The sequence below is a fragment of the [Clostridium] innocuum genome (assembly GCA_012317185.1).
GTDB lineage: Bacteria > Bacillota_I > Bacilli_A > Erysipelotrichales > Erysipelotrichaceae > Clostridium_AQ > Clostridium_AQ innocuum.
The window spans coordinates 126,675-146,086 of the sequence record CP048838.1; the positions used below are offsets into that span (position 1 = coordinate 126,675).

The window sequence follows — 19,412 nt, forward strand, 5'->3', positions numbered from 1 at the left end:
TCCTTTTGCTTTTACAAAAAGCTAAGCTGGTATTCTCTGTATTTAACATGATATAATTATGGTACTATAGTAATTAAGGAAAGGCTGATGCTTGTGAAGATGAAAGAAATCCTTGTGGTTGAGGGAAAAAACGACACAAATGTACTGAAAAGCTTTCTGGACTGTGATACCATAGAAACAAACGGTACGCATTTGGGGAAAGAAATCCTGCGACAGATCAGACTTGCTCAGAAAACGCGCGGTGTGATTATATTTACGGATCCGGATTTTCCCGGAGAAAAAATACGTTCCTGCATCAATGCGGCAGTACCCGGCTGTAAAAATGCCTTCATTGATAAGGCAAAGGCCAAAACAAACAAAAAGGTTGGTGTGGAGCATGCCTGCAAGGAAGATATTCTGGAGGCATTAACGCATCTGATGACCTTTGATGAACATCTGCAGGATACACTGAGCTATGAGGAATATCTGGATCTGGGACTAAACGGCAGAGAGGACAGTGCCGAAAAGAGAGCGCAGATTGCCCGCTCCCTGTATCTGGGAAAGCCGAATGCCAAAACACTTTTCAAGCGTCTGAATATGCTGCAGCTGCATAAAACAGATGTGGAAAAGCTGCTTGGACAGCCATATGAATGAGCTTGTTAAGGTAACGTTTGCCCTGCGTCCCAAGGAACAACTGGAAAGCTGGGTATCTGAAATCCTGCAGGAGGGATGGGAATTGTCCTCCTTTCGCTATGTCATGCTTGGCTCTTTAATGAATTTTCGTTTTGTAGAGGGAAAACGACGGCATGTGAAGGTTTGCTTCTACGATGTGAAATACGATGCAGACGAAAGCATCTTTCTGGCTGAGGGATGGAACGTGCTTTGCCGAAACGGTCTGAGCGTTATTTTCTATCATGAAAATCTTGATCAGCCGCTGCCGCTTCTGGATATGAAGCTGTATACGAAGCGAAGAATCTTCAAAATGACATGCAATTTGCTGTATCTGTTTTCATTGCTGTATTGTGTGCGTGTGGAGGAGGAGGCATTGCGGAAGCCGCTTCTTTTCGTCTTTACCCTTCTATTGTTTGCGCTGCCGCTGCTGTTTGATGTCAAAAGCACGACAAAATACAGTAATCTGATTCGAATTATAAAAAACCTGTTGTATGCAGTGCTTTTAACAGGTATTGTATATCTGCTGATAGAATTGCTGGTATCCACCTTCTATCTGCTGTTTTAGAAAGGATAAGCTTATGAAGAAACCCATTGCGACACCTTCCAGAACAAAGGAAATTCTGGAAACACATGGAATGTTTGCGAAAAAAAATTACGGACAGAATTTTCTGATTGAATCCGGAATTGTAGATAAAATTGCACGACATGCAGTCCTGTCGGATCACTGCGTGGTATTTGAAATAGGACCCGGTATCGGTGCATTGACACAGTATCTGTGTGAGTATGCAAAAAAGGTTGTATCCTTTGAAATTGATGAGCGGCTTCCTGATGTTCTGGCAGACACGCTGCAGGAATATGACAATTTTGAGCTGGTCATGTCTGATTTTTTAGAAATCGATTTGAAAGAATGGTGCAGAACGTACAGGAAAGAGGGCTATGATGTCGTCATTGCTGCCAATCTGCCATACTATATCACGACACCGATTCTGTTTAAAATCTTTGAATCCAAAGCGGACGTTGCGGCAATCACCGTCATGATGCAGAAGGAGGTCGCAGACCGCTTCGCTGCTGAAGTAAATACCAAGGATTACAATGCGTTAAGTATTATCACACAGTATCGCTGTGAGGTAACCCCGGTGATGAAGGTGCCGAAAAACGTTTTCCTGCCAAAGCCGAATGTGGACAGCGCAGTCTTGCAGTTCCGTTTCAGGGATACACCGCAGAATATCGAGGAAGAAAGTTTTTTTTCATTGGTCAAGGCTTGCTTTCGCCAGAGAAGAAAGACCATACTGAACAATTACGGGGAATATTGTCAGGATAAGCAGCAGGCGCGTGCAGAGCTTGAGAAAAGCGGTATAGACTGCACAAGACGGGCAGAAAGCGTCACACTTGCGGAATTTATCAACTTATATGAGGTACATAGAAATGAAAGTAAAAGCACATGCGAAAATTAACATCTGCCTGAATGTCGTATGCAGGCGGGATGACGGGTATCATGAGCTGGAAATGATTATGGTTCCTCTGATGCTCCATGATGAGCTTACCATAACACTGTCCAGTGAGGACTGCTATACGTGTAGTGATGCACAGCTGCGGATGGATGAAACGAATACAATCATTCAGGCGGTGGAGCTGATGCGAAGGACCTTTTCTCTATCGGAATGCTTCCATGTGCATGTGGAGAAGCATATCCCCGCACAGGCAGGACTTGCCGGAGGAAGTGCAGATGCCGCTGCAGTCATGCGTGGAATCCGTGATTTGCTGAAGCTGGATATCTCACTGGAGGATCTGGCACAGCTGGGAAAGCAGGTTGGCGCAGATGTACCGTTCTGCATCATGGAAACCTGTGCTTTGGTAAAGGGGATTGGCGAAAGGATAACACCGTTCGCCATGCCTTGCGATTTTCATATTCTTCTGGTGAAGCCAGCGATGGGCGTACCTACCGGGAAAGCTTTTTCTATGCTTGATTTTGAGAAATGCGACCATCCGGACTGCAATGAGGTTATCCATGCATTACAGCAGGGCGACCTTGCGCAGCTTTCAAGTGTCATATCCAATTCCCTGGAATACAGTGCCTTTCAGCTGGTTCCGGAAATTGCGGACATCAAACACCAGCTGCAGAGTATGGGGTTTGATGCGGTGCTGATGAGTGGCAGTGGAAGTACAGTATTTGCAATTACAAGGAAGAAGGAACTTCTGCGGCAAGCAGAGAAGCGGTTCCATAACAAAACGTATTTTGTATGCTGTACAGCGATCAAGCAGTAAATGGAGGTTAAGGCTATAGACAAACAGGGGATATCTCTTCTTTGATGTCTGCCTGAAAAGCAGCAGTGCTGGCTTCATAAAGAAAAAACGGCATAGGATTACCGGTTTCGGTTTGTCTGTGCCATTTTCATATTATCCGTATGAAAGCCTTCATAGATCCCCACAGGATTCAAAATGCTACAGCTTGGATATATCCGGCTTTTGAATGGGTGGATTCGGCAGCGTGCTTTCTCTGATATCCGTAAGCAGAAGCTGTTCATGCCGAAAGAAATATGGGTGATGCCGAAAACGGGTGAACAGGAAGAGCAGGCTTATGAAAAGTCCTGTATAAAGCAGGACAGCATACAACAAATCCAGAAACATCATAAACAATAGGAAACAGGGAACACCGGTAAGTAATATAAAGACGCCCATTCCGATATAGGTGAGAACACGGTTTCCATATGTTATCATAAGAGAATACAACCGATCCTGCCAGGTGATCAGACTGCGCTCCAGCTCCGTATAAGGAAGCCATACAGTCCCGGTATCATCCTGCAGCAGTATTTTGCGAAATGCAGAGATATCCTCAGTCTGTAAAGCCTCACCGACATATTCCCTGCGCAGAAGCTTAAAAAAGGGCTGCTTTCGCATATGTCTGTTACCGGTAATGAGGTCGCCGCCGCAGCATTGCGTCCTGCCACAGAGGGTTCGGTACAGCTCCGGTATGAGATAGGCGGGATGACGGGTGTCGGTGAGCATAAGAAAGTCACCGTTTGACAGCTGTGCTCCCAGAAATATAGCAGACACCGGCGTAACACGGTGATTCAGTGATACGTAATGGCATGCATAATCCTGCTGTGACAGCAAGCGCAGAATAGCGGAGCTTCCGTCTCTGGACGCATTGTCAATAAAAAGAAGCTCATAGCTGACCGGCAGCTTCTTTACTTCCCGCAGGACATCCGTATACACTCTGCGTAATGCTCCCGCATTATTATGACAGGGTATAATGACACTGATCTTATCCACACCATCACTCCTTCTATAAACATTATGGCATACTATTGTGATAAATCCAGTTTTGAAATCTTAAAAAGTCTTAACACTGATTTAACAAATAACAGGCAGAAGTCCCCCATCTCTGCGACGATAAGCAGATGGTGGGATGAATGCAGCCATTTTCCTTTATCCTTCACACCAGATAAATACGATTAAATTTCTTAGATTCAAAAAAAGCAAAAACATTTGAGAAAGGATTTTGCTCATGCTTTTTATGACTGTTGAGTGAAAATATCAAGAGATGAGCACAATTACATATAATTGATATGACTTTGTTAAATAAGGAATGCCTGAATAAATTTCCATCTATATCTTAAGTCAAATAAATGCGTAAGTTCTGTCCCTTTTCTTTATAAATATGGTAAATCAGACCGCCTTGTGGTATACTATGAGTATAAAAATAGTTTCGGTCGATATTATGAAATGAGGTGTATTTATGCTAGATTTAGACAGTAATGCTCATTCAGTATTTGCTCTCCGTTATCATTTGATCATGACAACCAAATATCGGCGTCGTGTGTTCGATGATGTCATCAGTGATCGTGCAAAAGATATCTTTCTTCATATTGCCAGATCCTATAACATCTCTCTTCAAGAATGGAATCATGATGTCGATCATATTCATATCCTGTTCTCTGCTCACCCTAACTCTTGTCTTACGAAATTCATCAATGCGTATAAGAGTGCCAGTTCACGTTTATTGAAGAAGGAGTTTCCTGAAATTCGTGAAAAGCTTTGGAAAGAAGCATTTTGGAGTCAGAGCTTCTGTTTGATCAGTACAGGAGGTGTCACCACCGACATCATCAAAGCTTATATCGAAAGTCAAGGTGAGAAGAATGGTGTCAAGAAAAGGGTATCAGTTTAGAATCTATCCAAACAAGAAGCAAGAGATTTTCTTTACCAAAACATTTGGTTGTGTCCGTTTTCTGTATAATCATATGTTAGATGACAAAATCAAATATTATGAAGAAACTAAGAAAATGAAGCAAACGACACCTGCATCCTATAAGAAGGATCATCCATTTCTCAAGGAAGTAGATTCTTTGGCATTAGCAAACGCTCAACTACATTTAGAAGCTGCTTTCAAAAAGTTCTTCAAAGAAACAGATATCGGTTTTCCCAAATGGAAATCAAAGCATCAGGCGAAACAAAGTTACACGACAAATATGGTCAACGGAAATATCCGATTGTTTAGTACGATACAAAACCAAACGACCTATCTACGTTTACCAAAGGCAGGTGATGTAAGGATCCATATGCATCGCATACCACAGGGGATATTAAAAGCAGTGACGATAAGCAAACAGCAGGACCGTTATATTGCGACATGTCTGTTTGAATATGAAAATAAAGTAGAAAGTAAAGAAGTAGTACATGTGTTAGGTCTTGATTATTCGCAAAAACATTTATATGTAGATAGTGAAGGTCAGGTATGTGACTATCCCCATTTTTACTGTGCGAGTGAGAAGCGATTAGCAAGAGAACAACGCAAACTTTCCAAGATGGTCAAAGGAAGTAATAACTATAAGAAGCAAAGAAACAAGGTAGCCAAGCTGCATGCCCATGTAGCACAGAATGAAAGAATCTATCAATGTCCGAAGTGTGGTCATATAGAGGATCGTGATATCAATGCAGCGAAGAATATACGTGATGAAGGTATACGATTACATAGAGGTTAGAAAATAAGGATTACAAAGAACCGCTGGACGAGCGGGGATAGCTTGCTTATGCTTAGGATATTGGTTCTATCGAACACACTCTGCGCACCCGAAGGGTGAGAAGCTCCCACTTCTATGCTAGTCATAGCATATGTGGTGAGAGTACGTCACTGAACATTAGGTAGTAGGAGCCTGTATTTTGATATATAATGAAAGAGAAAAGAAATGAGGTGTGGACGATGGGAAGCAGAATACTCATTGTGGATGATAATCAGGAAATTCGTGAGGTAGTAACTGTTCTTCTGGAGAACGAGGGCTATGAGGTGGAGGAAGCCGGTGATGGAGAAGCAGCAATAGCTAAAGCAGAGGATATGGACTTAATCATTCTGGATGTTATGATGCCGAAAATGGATGGCTTTAAGGCATGCCGTCAGATTCGTGAGGTCACGAATGCGCCGATTCTGTTTTTGACTGCAAAGACCATGGACCAGGACAAAGCGCTTGGATTTTCCAGCGGCGGAGATGATTATTTGGCGAAGCCGTTTTCCTATAATGAACTCATTGCCCGTGTGAAAGCACTTCTGCGCAGATATTGCATTTACAAGGGGAAGGAGGAGCCGCAGGAGGGCGATCAGATTATCATGCATGATCTGGTCATCAGCCGAAACAGCAATCAGGTGAAAAAGAAGGAGGAAGCTGTAAATCTGACAGAAATGGAGTATCAGATTTTGTTACTGTTGGCGGACCATCCGAAAAAAATTTTCTCCAATCAGGAGCTGTATGAAGCTATCTGGAAGGGGCCGTATATGTATTCCGCAAATAATACCATCATGGTGCATATCCGAAATCTGCGCAAGAAGCTGGGAGTGGATCCGCAGAATCCGGTGTATATAAAAACCGTCTGGGGAAAGGGGTACCGTTTTGATTAAGAAAATAAGCCCTGTCGGAACAAGAAAAAAGCATATCTCCAAGCTAAGCCTGAAATTTATCGGTATCGTTATACTGGCGGCAGTTGTTTCCGTATCACTGTTCGGGTTTTTATTTTTTAACCGGTATCGTATGTTTCATCTGGCTGTCGGTGAAGAGGCAGTAAAGAAGGAAACGAGTGAACAGATTCAGACCCTGCAGGATACGATAACGAAAAAGGATATTTCGAAAAAGAATAAAAAAGCCATCAAACGGGAAATGAGAAAATACAAGGATCTCACGCTGTATCTGTATGATGATGAGGATACGCTGAGTGAAACATCATTCAGTACGATGGAGGATCAGGCATATGTGGGTACCATGTCCTTCTGGCTGAATCTGTATGAGCCGGACGATCAGGAATATACGCTGAAATTTCATGATGGTGAAGCCTATCTTGTTGTCTATTCCTTTATCGGTCTTTCCTTCATGATTCGGTTTCTCATTGTGGCGGCAGTTGCTTCAATCCTGCTGTTCATTGTAGTGATTATGCAGTTTGTACACCGCAAAATGAAATATGTCCTCAGTATCGAAGAGGAAATGCAGCTGATTGAAGCCGGTGATTTTCACCATACGATCATTTACAAGGGAAATGATGAATTGACGGATCTTGCCCGGCAGCTGAATCATCTGCGCAATGCATTGTATGATAATATGCTGAAGGAAGAAGAAGCACGCAATGCCAATCAGGAGCTTGTTACAGCCATGTCACATGATCTTCGTACACCCCTCACCTCTCTGCTTGGATATCTGGATATTCTTCAAATGAAAATCTATAAGAGTGATGCAGCGAGGGATGACTATATTCGAAAAAGCCGGCAGAAGGCCGAACAGATCAAGGATATGTCAGATAAGCTGTTTAATCATTTCCTTGTGTATTCCCGTGATGAGGAGCTGCAGCTGCATCCCATAGAGGAGCAGGCGGTACTGAATATGCTGGAGTTCTATTGCGAGGAGCTGCGTGAACAGAAATTTGAGATATTGACAAAATTTGAAAGGGGCAGCTGGAAAATCATGGGGGAGGAAGCCATGCTGATGCGTGTGTTTGATAATGTATTTTCCAATATCCGAAAATATGGGGATAAACACATTGTGACTGTTTCTTTACAGGTGGAGAAGGGGAATGTGCTGATTCGGTTAAAAAATCGTAAGAAAAAGGACGCATCCCGGGAGGAAAGCACCCAGATTGGTCTGAAAAGCGTTAATAAGATCATGAAAGGGATGAATGGCAGCTTTCTATATGAAAATGATGATACGGAATTTGTTGTAGAGCTGTTCTTTCCTTGCCGTCAGGAATAGCACTGCTATATTCGTGTTAGACATGTAAAAAGAATAGTTCTGCATTTCTGCAGCATATATGTAACAAGGCATCTGTTGTCTGTCCTGCACAAACACAGCTGCTTTTTTATGATTAGTTCTGCATTAAACGGTAAATTGACCTTCTAACGGAAAAAGGATGAAATGCGGAAGGGAGTAAAAAAACAGCCTGGATAACCAAGCTGTCATAATGCAGGGGATTATAAATCCAGCAGCCTCATCTGCCGCAATGCATGATATATGCCATCCTCGGATACATCCCTTGTGATGATGTCGGCAGCGCGCTTCGCTTCCTCATGGGCATTTCCCATTGCGACTCCGATTCGTGCATGCTGCAGCATTTCCACATCGTTCAAACTATCTCCAAAGGCTAGATAGTCCTGCATCTGAAAATGATCAAGAATAAAGCGGATACCGATCGCCTTGCTAAAGCCCTTCAGCACAACATCTGCATAGGTCGACTGCCCGATCATAACATCAACGCTGGGTATCGCCATATATTCCTCATAGGCATATCCCATAGGACCATAGGCAATCATCATAATGACATCACTGCCGTCATATGCTTCCACATCCGGTATGGATTCCTTAAAGAATTCTGCAGAGGTAATCACGTATGCATTCGGCTTGCGGGTAAGAATCTGCTTCTTTCCCATAATCAGCAGCGGAGCCTCCTGCGTTTCCGCAGCCTGAATGCAGGCCTCGACGCTTTCTCTTGGAATCGGTGTCATATGCAGAAGGCTTTTGTCGTGATTGTAAATAGCCTGTCCGTTATTGCAGAGAAAGATGTCCCAGTCAATCAGCTCATCAAAGTGACCGTCTGTTACAGATTGCAGAGATCGTCCGGTAGAAATGCATAGAATATGGCCGGCCTTCTTCAGCTTCTGCAATGCGGCTCTGGTGGATGCAGGAACAATATGCGTGGTACTATCCACCAAAGTACCGTCTATATCGAAAAACAGAATCTGTCTGTTCATAAGGTAACCTCCCATCAACACGGTTATGATAGCACAACTATTCACATATTGTAATCATTTCCGGCATATTTCATTATTCCAGTGTCCGAAATCCAATTTGCATGATGGTAAAGTATACGGGAGCATGCTGTTTCCTCCATTCTTTGCTGTGATTGTATGCTTTTTCCTTAATTCACGGTGAAACCTTACAATTCGTCCATAAAACGTATAGGAAATAGGCACTTAGCCTTTTTTTTACTGTCACTTTTTGATAAAATAGTAACGGAGGTATGTTTTTATGAAATCTGCTATTGTTTTAGCTGCCGGAAAAGGCACAAGAATGAAGTCAGCTTTGAACAAAGTGATGCATCCCGTCTTAAACAAACCGATGATCGGACACATTGTTGATACCCTGAAAGCAAGCGGAGTGGAACGCATTGTTGTTGTGGTTGGACATGGTGCTGAAAGTGTAAAGGAATATCTGCAGGATTCTGTAGAGTATGCTATTCAACAGCCTCAGTTAGGAACCGGACACGCTGTCATGCAGGCAAGTGTTCTGGAAGGTCTGGATGGAGATACCATTGTTGTTAACGGTGATGGACCCTGCATTCAGAAGGAAACGATTCAAAAAGTATTTGAAAGCAACCGTGATGCCGCTTGTACCGTACTGACGAGTGTGCTGCCGGATGGAGAACGCTACGGCAGAATTATTCGAAATGCACAGGGCATGGTCGAGAAGATTGTTGAAGCAAAGGATTGCAGTGAAGAAGAATTGGAAGTAAAAGAGATCAACACCGGAATTTTCTGTTTCAATAACAAGGCACTGTTTGAAGGTCTGAAGGAAATCACCAACAGCAATGCACAGCAGGAATACTACCTGACAGATCTTGTGGAAATTTTTAATAAAAAAGATCTGTGTGTCAATGCTATGATTGTGGATGATCCAAAGGAAGCCATGGGTGTCAATGACCGTGTGGATTTAGCGAAAGCAAATGCATGGATGAAGCGTCATGTAAATGAAGCACACATGCGTGCAGGGGTAACGATTATCGATCCGGATAACACATACATTGATGTGGATGCTGTGATTGGTGAGGATACGGTCATTTATCCCAACGTACACATTCAGGGGAAAACTGTCATTGGTAAGAATACTGTGATTTTACCGAACTCGTTCCTGCGCAATGCTGTAATCGGTGATGATGTAACGATTGACAGCAGCAAGATCGTTGAAAGCAGTGTTGGAAACCATTCCACGGTGGGGCCGATGTCTCATTTAAGAAACAATACAGAAATCTGCGAAGACTGCCGTATTGGGAACTTTGTGGAATTTAAAAACTCTCACTTTGGTGATAGCTCCAAATGCGCCCACCTGACATATATCGGAGATTCCGACTTTGGTAAGAAAATCAATGTCGGCTGCGGTGTGGTTACAGTCAATTATGACGGCAAGCACAAATTCCGCACAACGGTACATGACGGTGCGTTTATCGGAAGCAATTGTAACCTGATTGCGCCTGTGACCATCGGTGAGAATGCTCTGCTTGCGGCAGGCTCTACGATCACGGATTCTGTAGATGACGGTGATATGGGGATTGCCAGAGCACGACAGTCCATTAAAAAGGGATTCGGAACAACTTACAAGAACAAATAGGAAAGGAACAGGATTGTAGAACAATGGAAAACAAAACAGTAGTTTTTGCGTTAACTTCAAGCGTTGAGCTAGCAAATGAAATCGTGGGAGAATTAGGGATACCTTTGGGTCAGTGTGATGTAAAGCACTTCTCCGACGGGGAAATCATGGTAGAATTAGGGGAGTCCGTGCGCGGGAAAAACGTCTACATCGTTCAATCCACATGTGCACCTGTCTCCAGCAATATCATGGAGGTACTGATTGCCATTGATGCCTGCAAACGTGCCAGTGCCGGTCATATTTCTGTCGTTATGCCATATTTCGGATATGCACGTCAGGACCGCAAGGCAAAACCGAGACAGCCGATCACATCCAAACTGGTTGCGGATCTGCTGGAACGGGCAGGGGCAAACCGTGTCATTACCATGGAACTGCATGCAACGCAGATTCAGGGATTCTTCGATATTCCTGCAGATGACATCTCCGCCATCTGTATTATCGGTCAGTATTTCAAGAGCCTGAATCTGAAAGATGTTGTGGTCGTATCACCGGACCATGGCGGAACTACTCGTGCGAGAAGACTTGCGGAAATTCTTCACGCTCCATTAGCAATCATTGATAAACGTCGTCCGAAACCAAACGTGGCAGAGGCTATGAACATCATTGGGGATGTAAATGGCAAAATCGCTATCGTGGTAGACGATATTGTGGATACTGCAGGGACGCTGACTGCAGGTATCCAGATGCTGTATGACAAAGGCGCTACTGCTGTATATGCATCCTGTGTGCACGGCGTTCTTTCCGGGCCGGCCATCGATCGCTTGAAGGCTGCGAATCTGGAAGAATTCGTATGTACCAATACGATTCCTCAGGATGACAAGGCTGCATTGTACCCACAGATGAAGGTATTGTCTGTAGGACCTGTTTTAGGACAGGTTATCAAGGCTGTGGAAGAAAGCAGACCAGTCAGCGAAATCGTTGCGAAATACGCAGAGTAAGCCTACATAGAAAGGAAACTGTATGCTGGAACATTTCATAGAATTCATGCTGCCGGAGATTGTATCCATTTTGGAAATCATCGGTATCGTTGTGATAACCATCGGATCACTGAAGGCGTTTTATCACTATATCAAAGCGCTGTTTACCCATAAACATTATCCGATCCGTATCGAACTGGCAAATGCTCTGGCATTAGGTTTGGAATTTAAAATGGGTGCCGAAATACTGAAGACGGTACTCGTCAGAAGCTTTTCGGAAATCTATATTCTGGGAGCCATCATTCTGCTGCGTGCACTTCTGTCCTTGATGATACATTTTGAAATCAAGACTGAGAAGGAACACGGATCCGCAAGTGAGGCATCACCGAATAATTATTAAATGAGCAGTACAATATCTATAGCCGGATATTGTACTGCTTTTTTATACCGCTTACATTTTTTAAATTCATGCTTTACAACTTTTCGTTCATCTGCTATTATGAATATGAGGACAAGACGTTATAACGTCTTACTGAGTAATGGTGATTCAGTTGAATGGAAGGAGTGAATTTATGGAATCATCTGAAGTATTGGCAGCAAAACTGCTGGAGTTTATGGGGGGAAAAGAGAATATTATCTCTGTTACGCATTGTGCAACAAGATTACGTCCACAATTAAAGGATAGAAGTCTGGTTGACGCTGATGCTATAGAAAAACTTGATGGTGTCACAGGCTTGGTTAATAAGGATTCCGGGTTGCAGATTATTATCGGTATGAATGTAGGGGATATTTATAAAGCTTTTATGAAGGTATGGGATTCAGAACGCTTAGAGCGGGAGGGTTTGATAGAAAAGGAAGAAGCAGGTCCGAAAAGGCATGAATGGTTTAATGAATTTATCGCTTTAGTGGTCAGTATATTTTCGCCATTGCTTCCTTTGCTAGCCGGATCAGGTTTATTAAGAGGGTTTACCATATTGGCGAACGAGCTAGGATGGCTGTCAACAAGCAGTACAACAAATTTAATACTGACATTAACGGCAACCTCTGTTTTCTACTTTCTTCCGCTATTGACGGCGATGACTGCAGCAAAGCGGTTTCAAACGAGCCCGTATATCGCTGTGGCTGTCATGGGTGCACTTATTATGCCTGATTTTCTGGCATTGGTACAGGGAGATGGAGGCAATGGTGTTGAATTTCTTGGTATCTCGATTCCAGTATTTAATTATACCAGTCAGATTATTCCTGCAATTATCATGACTTGGCTACAGTCACAAATGGAACATTTTATGATTAAGAAAATTCCTAATAGTCTGCATATGATTATCATTCCAACCGTACTGCTGTTGGTTCTGGTACCGATAACTGCTGGCGTGATAGGACCTATTGGAAATTATATCAGTATCGGAGTTGCACAGGCAGTTACCTGGCTGGCGAACATCAATCAGGTTATCACAGGAGCTGTTATTGGCGGAATTTGGAATATCCTTATCATGTTTGGAGTGCATTGGGCACCGAATACCATGGTTATTATCCCTGATATCGCAAAGAACGGATGCTCTCCATTCATCGCATATGGTGCGAATGCTAACTTTGGTATGGCTGGTGCTGCATTTGCCATATTTCTTCGTTCAAAAAATAAAAAGCTGAAAAATTTTTCACTGACAGCGATTACATCCGTTATGCTATCCGGTATTGTTGAGCCGGCTATTTACGGGCTTGGAGTAAAATTCAAAACACCGCTAATCGCAGGCTGCATGGGGGCGGCACTTGGTGGTGCGTTCATGGGACTGTTTCATGTTGTGGGTAATGCATTCGTATTTGGAGGGCTTACCACGATACCGGCATTTGCAGGAACAACTCTATGGGCATATATAGTCGGTTTGGCCATATCCTTTATTGGTGGTATGGTACTGACGTTCATATTTGGCGTTAAAGATCCAGAGGCACAGATGACTTCGAAAAAGTAAAGAAAAGAGGAAAAATCAATGGAATTGAATAAGAAAATAGAAGGTATTTTAGGATTGTCGGCGATTGGTGATGCAATGGGAGCTACCACCGAGAATTTAACCTTCGGGCAGATTCGTGAGATGTTCACTGCTCCTGTGACAACATTTCAAAAGCCGGGAAAAACTGCCTTTGCTTTAGGAAATGAGGCAGGTGAGATTACAGATGATTTCTCACAAATTTATATGTTATCAAAAGCAATTTTGAGCAATAAAGGGAGAATAACAAGGGATATCGTGATAAAAGCAATACTGGAATGGTCAGATATTCCTAAATATTTCAATCGCTTTGCAGGGCCTACAACCAGAAGTGCAATTGAAATGTATAAAAACCCCGGTATGGAAATGAAGCCGCTTCCTGGTGCTGTAGCTGTAGACTATGCATCTAAGGCAACAAATGGAGCAGCAATGAAAATTGCGCCGGCAGGAATTCTACATCCGGGAAATCTGGAAGCTGCTATTGATGATGCTATTGTCATAGCACAGGTAACGCACGATAATTCTCTTGCCATTTCCGGGGCTTGTGCTATTGCTGCAGCAACGAGCGCATCACTTGCAGAAAAGGCTACTATTGAAGAGGCGATAAGTGCAGGTGTTTATGGTGCAATACGTGGAGAAACAAAAGCAAAAAGTGTTTCCAGAGTAGTCGCGGGAGCAAGCGTTGTAGAACGCATAAAGTTAGCACTGCAGATAGCTGAGGGAGCCGGTAGTAAAGAAGAGAAGCTGCTGAAATTATCACAGATAATCGGTAGTGGTCTCCATATTTCAGAAGCAGTACCTTGCGCTTTTGGAATTGCAGCCTTAAATAAAGACAGTGCCTTGCAGGCTGTCATTGATGCTGTAAACATCGGGTATGATACAGATACGATTGCTACGATTGTCGGGACGATGGTAGGTGCTTTTGTAGACTTTGAGGATAAGAACTTCCTAGATTTATATGACAAGGTGCAAAAAGCAAATGAAATAAATCTTATTATATTGGCTGATGAACTTGCTACAGCTGCAAAAGTAGGATAATATTTATAATACGCAGGAATGGTATGTATGCCATTCCTTTTTCTATTCATAATCGTGCCGGTAGGATTACAATGAATTCCTTGAAAAGTATTTACATTAAATAGGCATTCATTTATAATGAAATTTAAAAGGAAGTATGTTACGGCTATATGAGGTGAAGAAAAATGCGAACAAATAGTATAAAATATCTTTCAATTTATGAAGATCTGAAAGAAGAAATCATAAATGGTACATATCCGATAGGTGGACTGTTTCCAGCAGAACCAGAGCTGCAGACCCTTTTTGGCGTAAGTAGGATAACTGTTCGACATGCTGTTCAGCTCCTTGTTGATGAAGGGTACCTGCAGCGAATTCATGGTGTAGGAACTGTGGTCGTTAGTCAGAAGGAATCATTGCAGCTGCAGAATCTGCTTAGCTTTTCTGAAGAATATAAAGGAGCCGGTGTTCATTCAGATATTATTTCATTTGAAGAAAGAATATCTGCTTCATCCCTAGTGTGTTCTAAATTGAATCTGTCTAAGGGATCAGAGGTAAGCTGTCATGAACGCTTGCGTTGGAGTGATAACAGTCCAATTGGCTTCCAGCGTGTATACTGTCCGCTTCATTTAGCATTGACAAGGAATGAACTAATAAGACCTAATGTATCTTTATATCAGCTATTTAAAGAAAAGGGCTACAGTGTGAAGAATGCCAATGAAACAATAGAATCAGTGATTGCTGATAAAAAGATTGCAGATTATCTGCATGTAAAAGAGGGGAGCCCATTGCTGTTTGTACAGCGAGTCACGAAGGATCAGCGTGATAGAATTGTAGAGTATGCTGAATTTTATTATAGAGGGGATCGATATCGGTATAGTGTGCAGCTCCATGTTCCAGATTGATATGGATGGGAGTAAGAGTTAAAATGTCATTCAAATCTACAAGCATCCAGCCATAATGTAGTATGGAGAATCATACAAATCTAATTGGATTTTATTGATTCTTTTTGTTTGTTTCTTCACTTTCTAAATTTTCCTGTACATCTTCATGATATCTTTCTACATCGCGGCTTCTTTTTAAGTCCTTCCATTCTTTACTTTTGTGTATTTTGGTCGAAAAGGGCAGTTTCCACACATATTTTTGATTTGTCCGTGGATACATAGGATGTAGCTTTCATATGAAGAATGTGTTAACGAACGATGACAGCTGTATGAATAAAAAGCACATTAAAAAGCCATGCGATCACTCACATGGCTTATCTGCATTAGCTTGCTTTATAATATATGACAGATTCATAAGGACGAAGTGTGATACACTTGTCAGCTTTACTGTCCTTATAATTGCTTAACAACAGCACATAATCTGTCAGATTTTCTTTTATTTCCACACGTACAGCTTCTGCATAGAAATTGCTGAGTACAATCAGTTCTCCTTCCTCTCCTTTGCGTTTGTATGCAAAGATTGTCTTATGATCCTGCAGTAATGGAATATACAGGCCATCCTGAATCACCTTATACTCTTTCCGCATGCGTATCAATTTATGATAATGATAAAATACGGAATTTTCATCCTGTAGTGCATTTTCAATATTGACAGTTTTATAGTTATCGATTACTGACAGCCATGGAGTACCATCTGTAAAGCCTGCATTTTGCTTGCTGTTCCATTGCATTGGTGTTCTTGCATTATCCCGGCTGCGTTCCTGTAATATATGCAGGATTTCTTCCTTACTGCGCCCTTCCTTCTTAAGAATATCATAGAAATTTGTACTTTCTACATCGCGATATTGTGATATATCATGGAAATATGCATTGGTCATACCGATTTCCTCACCCTGATATACATACGGTGTCCCCCGCATGCAGTGAAGCACAGTAGCCAGCATTTTAGCGGCTTCTATACGATAGTTTTTATCATCGCAAAATCTTGAAAGCGCACGGGGCTGATCGTGATTACACCAGAATAAGGCATTCCATGCATCTGCTTCCTGCATACCTGTCTGCCAGTCATTCAAGAGCTGCTTTAGCTCGATGAAATCAAACGGCATCAGCTCCCATTTCTTTTTGTTTCTATAGTCTACCTTCAGATGATGGAAGGTAAATACACTCGTCAGCTCATGGGCGTCACTTCCTGAGTAACGTGTGCAATTCTCTAAGGTTGTTGAACTCATCTCACCAACCGTCATACTGTCTTCATCCTTGCCAAAGCTGTTCAGATTCAGTTCTTTCAAATATTCGTGTATGTGTGGACCATCCGTGTAAAACTGCCGGCCGTCAAAGAGGTTTGGATCATCCTCGAAGGAGCCTTTTGATACAAGATTAACTACATCGAAGCGGAATCCATGAACCCCTTTACTGCGCCAGAAGTTGACGATATCAGCCAGTTCTTTTCTGACTTCCGGATTGTCCCAGTTTAGATCAGCCTGTGTGACATCATACAGATGCAGATAGTACTCATCCAGCTCCTTGACATATTCCCATGCAGGACCGCCAAACTTTGAATTCCAGTTATTCGGAGCACTGCCATCTGCTTTTCCTTTGCGGAAAAAGAAGTAATCTTTATATTTCTCTTCGCCCTTTAAAGCCTTCTGAAACCAGACATGCCACGTTGAAGCATGATTGAACACCATATCCAGCATGATATCAATGCCACGCTTTTTTGCTTCCCTGCATAATTCAGTAAAATCCTCCATAGTTCCATAGCGTGGATCGATTGCTCGATAATCTTCTACATCATAGCCATTATCCCGTTGCGGAGATACAAACATTGCATTAAACCAGATATAATCAATACCAAGCTTCTGCAGATAATCGAGTCTGGAAATGACACCCTGTAAATCGCCCCATCCATCGCCATTGGAATCCTGAAAGGATTTTGGATAAATCTGATATACTGTTTTCTCTTTAAAATTCATACTGCCCTCCTATTTGTATGTGATGATATGAGCATCACCAGCTGCTATCTTTTCGTGCTGTTTTTCAAGTGTGATCGCTGTCCCGTCCGTAAATACCACTGGAGAAACAAGAGATTTTCCTTTCCTTTTGATAACATCCAACTCTACATCAACCAGTACGTCACCCTGTTTTACGACATCTCCAGCCTTTACGTGCGGGTGGAAGCCTTCTCCATTTAATTCCACAGTATCCATACCAATGTGAATCAGAACCTCTTTTCCGTTATCTGCCTTGATACCGTAGGCGTGGCCGGTCGGAAATGCGACCATGATGGTTCCGCTGAACGGAGCCAGAACACGGGTATCCTGTAATTCTACTGCAAAGCCGTCACCCATAGCTTTGGATGCAAATGCCTGATCCTCTACTTCTTCCATCGGCATATATATACCGCTCATTGGTGAATGGAAGCTTTCCTCTTCGGCCGAGACGATGACAGCAGCTTCCTTTTGCTGCAGTTTCTTTTTTCCAACAAGCAGAGTCAAAACAAACGGAATGATAATCGCCGCTGCCATAGCTGCAAGGAATGCCAGCCAAAATTGTGATTTTATGGAAATGATGCCCGGTAAACCGCCGACACCGATGCTGAAAGCCTGCACCCCGCATCCTACAGATATCACTGCTGCAGCTGCAGAACCGATCATGCCGCAAATCAAAGGAAAGCCATATTTCAGATTGACACCAAATAAAGCCGGTTCTGTAACACCGAGATAGCAGGATATCAGGGCCGGGATATTGATCTGCTGTGCTTTTTCATCCTTTTTCTGAAGAACTGCCATTGCAAGAACACTGGAGCCCTGCGCAATATTGGATAATGCAATCATTGGCCAGAGAATTGTACCGCCAAACATATTCGTCAGCGTTGTATCAATTGCATTCGTCATATGATGTAAGCCGGTCATAACGATTGGCGCATAGATCAGCCCAAATACCGCGGCAAACAAAACGCCAAAGCTGGAGGTTAGTCCGGTATAGACAATATCCGCAATTGCATTTCCTATTGTCCAGCCTACAGGTCCAACCAGAGTATGAGCAATAACAACTGCCGGGATCAGTGAACAGAACGGCACAACAATCATAGAAATGACAGCAGGACAGTGCTTACGGAAGAATTTTTCAAGATATACGAGGACAAAGCCTGCCATCATGGCTGCGATTACCTGCCCCTGATAGCCAATCATTTGAATCTGTGTGAAACCAAAATCCCATACAGGAATAGCGGAAGCCTCGGTTCCGGCTACCTGGAAGCCATTTAACAGCTGCGGAGAAACAAGGGTTAGCCCAAGGATGATTCCAAGAATCTGTGTTGTTCCCATTTTTTTAGTAATGGACCATACGATACCCACCGGCAGCATGTGGAAGACGGCTTCACCAATCAGCCATAGAAAGCTGTATACGCCATTCCAGAACTGTGAGGCTTGGGCGAGTGTCTGTCCGTCAAACATCGCAATCTCGCCTATGATATTGCGAAACCCGAGAATCAGACCGCCGCAGATCAATGCCGGGATCAGAGGTGCGAAGATTTCTCCAAGAGCACCCATCATTTGCTGTAATACTGTCTGATTTGATTTTGCAGAGCTTTTCAGTGAATCCTTGGAAACTCCTTCAATGCCTGCATAAGCCGTAAATGCATTGTAAAATTCACTGACCTCATTTCCGATTATGACCTGAAACTGACCGGATTGTGTGAATGTCCCCTTTGCACTGGGAAGGGATTCGATTGCCGCAACATCTGCCAGCTCCGGCTTTTCCAGTACAAATCGCATTCTGGTAACACAGTGAGAAACGGCCTGTATGTTCTCTTTACCACCGACGTATAGCAATAGTTTTTTTACATCTTCCTGAAACTTTTCCATAAGCTCCTCCTTAAACATGTACGTACATCTCAGTACAACAACAGTATAACTTGTACGTACATGTATGTCAATATCTTTTTTAAATAATCATTTGTTTTGTAAAAGAACAAATGTAGCAGGTAGCCGTCTATTCGTTAATGGTATT

At 42.8% G+C, this 19,412-nt stretch carries 18 protein-coding genes; 14 read left to right on the forward strand and 4 right to left on the reverse strand.

All coding sequences use genetic code 11. The annotated features are described in order from the left end of the window. Positions 1-87: 87 nt before the first annotated feature. The 4 genes from rnmV to G4D54_00635 are packed head-to-tail and all read left to right on the forward strand — an operon-like array spanning position 88 to position 2,916. Positions 88-633: a ribonuclease M5 gene (gene rnmV, locus G4D54_00620; protein QJA01014.1), complete on the forward strand. Its 546-nt coding sequence runs from the start codon at positions 88-90 to the stop codon at positions 631-633. Further along, positions 626-1,216, forward strand: a complete 591-nt coding sequence (locus tag G4D54_00625) for a DUF2812 domain-containing protein (GenBank protein ID QJA01015.1) — start codon at positions 626-628, stop codon at positions 1,214-1,216. The genes rnmV and G4D54_00625 overlap by 8 nt, the downstream gene beginning before the upstream one ends. Positions 1,217-1,229: 13 nt before the next feature. Next, the gene (gene rsmA, locus G4D54_00630; GenBank protein QJA01016.1) at positions 1,230-2,105 is read left to right on the forward strand and encodes a 16S rRNA (adenine(1518)-N(6)/adenine(1519)-N(6))-dimethyltransferase RsmA; all 876 of its coding nucleotides are present in this window, start codon (positions 1,230-1,232) and stop codon (positions 2,103-2,105) included. Then, positions 2,077-2,916: a 4-(cytidine 5'-diphospho)-2-C-methyl-D-erythritol kinase gene (locus tag G4D54_00635; protein QJA01017.1), complete on the forward strand. Its 840-nt coding sequence runs from the start codon at positions 2,077-2,079 to the stop codon at positions 2,914-2,916. Before rsmA ends, G4D54_00635 begins: the two co-directional genes overlap by 29 nt. 177 nt (positions 2,917-3,093) lie before the next feature. Here the strand turns inward: G4D54_00635 and G4D54_00640 are convergent, their stop codons facing one another. Then, the gene (locus G4D54_00640) at positions 3,094-3,924 is read right to left on the reverse strand and encodes a glycosyltransferase (GenBank protein ID QJA01018.1); all 831 of its coding nucleotides are present in this window, start codon (positions 3,922-3,924) and stop codon (positions 3,094-3,096) included. A 466-nt stretch (positions 3,925-4,390) separates the two neighbouring features. Here G4D54_00640 and tnpA point away from each other — a divergent pair, with 466 nt between their 5' ends. The 4 genes from tnpA (at position 4,391) to G4D54_00660 (ending at position 7,877) form a co-directional block, all read left to right on the forward strand. Further along, positions 4,391-4,819 (forward strand): IS200/IS605 family transposase, encoded by a 429-nt coding sequence (gene tnpA, locus G4D54_00645; protein ID QJA01019.1) that lies wholly within the window; start codon positions 4,391-4,393, stop codon positions 4,817-4,819. After that, on the forward strand, positions 4,791-5,633 hold the full coding sequence (locus tag G4D54_00650) for a transposase (protein QJA01020.1): 843 nt from the start codon (positions 4,791-4,793) through the stop codon (positions 5,631-5,633). Before tnpA ends, G4D54_00650 begins: the two co-directional genes overlap by 29 nt. A 218-nt stretch (positions 5,634-5,851) precedes the next feature. Then, positions 5,852-6,541, forward strand: a complete 690-nt coding sequence (locus tag G4D54_00655; protein ID QJA01021.1) for a response regulator transcription factor — start codon at positions 5,852-5,854, stop codon at positions 6,539-6,541. After that, positions 6,534-7,877, forward strand: coding sequence for a HAMP domain-containing histidine kinase (locus G4D54_00660; protein QJA01022.1), 1,344 nt, complete (start codon positions 6,534-6,536; stop codon positions 7,875-7,877). The genes G4D54_00655 and G4D54_00660 overlap by 8 nt, the downstream gene beginning before the upstream one ends. Before the next feature lie 218 nt (positions 7,878-8,095). Here G4D54_00660 and G4D54_00665 read toward each other — a convergent pair whose 3' ends face one another. Continuing rightward, positions 8,096-8,872 carry a Cof-type HAD-IIB family hydrolase gene (locus tag G4D54_00665; GenBank protein ID QJA01023.1) on the reverse strand — a complete coding sequence of 259 codons (777 nt, stop codon included), beginning with the start codon at positions 8,870-8,872 and terminating at the stop codon, positions 8,096-8,098. Between the two features lie 277 nt (positions 8,873-9,149). Here G4D54_00665 and glmU point away from each other — a divergent pair, with 277 nt between their 5' ends. The 6 genes from glmU to G4D54_00695 all read left to right on the forward strand — a co-directional run bounded on the left by glmU (position 9,150) and on the right by G4D54_00695 (position 15,362). Beyond that, positions 9,150-10,505: a bifunctional UDP-N-acetylglucosamine diphosphorylase/glucosamine-1-phosphate N-acetyltransferase GlmU gene (gene glmU / locus G4D54_00670; GenBank protein ID QJA01024.1), complete on the forward strand. Its 1,356-nt coding sequence runs from the start codon at positions 9,150-9,152 to the stop codon at positions 10,503-10,505. Between the two features lie 23 nt (positions 10,506-10,528). Next, positions 10,529-11,482 carry a ribose-phosphate pyrophosphokinase gene (locus G4D54_00675; protein ID QJA01025.1) on the forward strand — a complete coding sequence of 318 codons (954 nt, stop codon included), beginning with the start codon at positions 10,529-10,531 and terminating at the stop codon, positions 11,480-11,482. A gap of 22 nt (positions 11,483-11,504) precedes the next feature. Next, entirely contained in the window at positions 11,505-11,861 is a 357-nt protein-coding gene (locus tag G4D54_00680) for a DUF1622 domain-containing protein (GenBank protein ID QJA01026.1), read from the forward strand. 172 nt (positions 11,862-12,033) lie between these two features. After that, positions 12,034-13,428, forward strand: coding sequence for a PTS transporter subunit EIIC (locus tag G4D54_00685; protein QJA01027.1), 1,395 nt, complete (start codon positions 12,034-12,036; stop codon positions 13,426-13,428). Between the two features lie 18 nt (positions 13,429-13,446). Further along, positions 13,447-14,481, forward strand: a complete 1,035-nt coding sequence (locus G4D54_00690; GenBank protein QJA01028.1) for an ADP-ribosylglycohydrolase — start codon at positions 13,447-13,449, stop codon at positions 14,479-14,481. A 164-nt stretch (positions 14,482-14,645) separates the two neighbouring features. After that, complete coding sequence (locus tag G4D54_00695) at positions 14,646-15,362, forward strand: GntR family transcriptional regulator (protein QJA01029.1); 717 nt, start codon at positions 14,646-14,648, stop codon at positions 15,360-15,362. 362 nt (positions 15,363-15,724) lie between these two features. Here G4D54_00695 and treC read toward each other — a convergent pair whose 3' ends face one another. Continuing rightward, positions 15,725-17,374, reverse strand: coding sequence for an alpha,alpha-phosphotrehalase (gene treC / locus G4D54_00700; GenBank protein ID QJA01030.1), 1,650 nt, complete (start codon positions 17,372-17,374; stop codon positions 15,725-15,727). Positions 17,375-17,383: 9 nt separating this feature from the next. After that, positions 17,384-19,267: a PTS system trehalose-specific EIIBC component gene (gene treP / locus G4D54_00705; GenBank protein QJA01031.1), complete on the reverse strand. Its 1,884-nt coding sequence runs from the start codon at positions 19,265-19,267 to the stop codon at positions 17,384-17,386. Positions 19,268-19,412 lie beyond the last annotated feature (145 nt).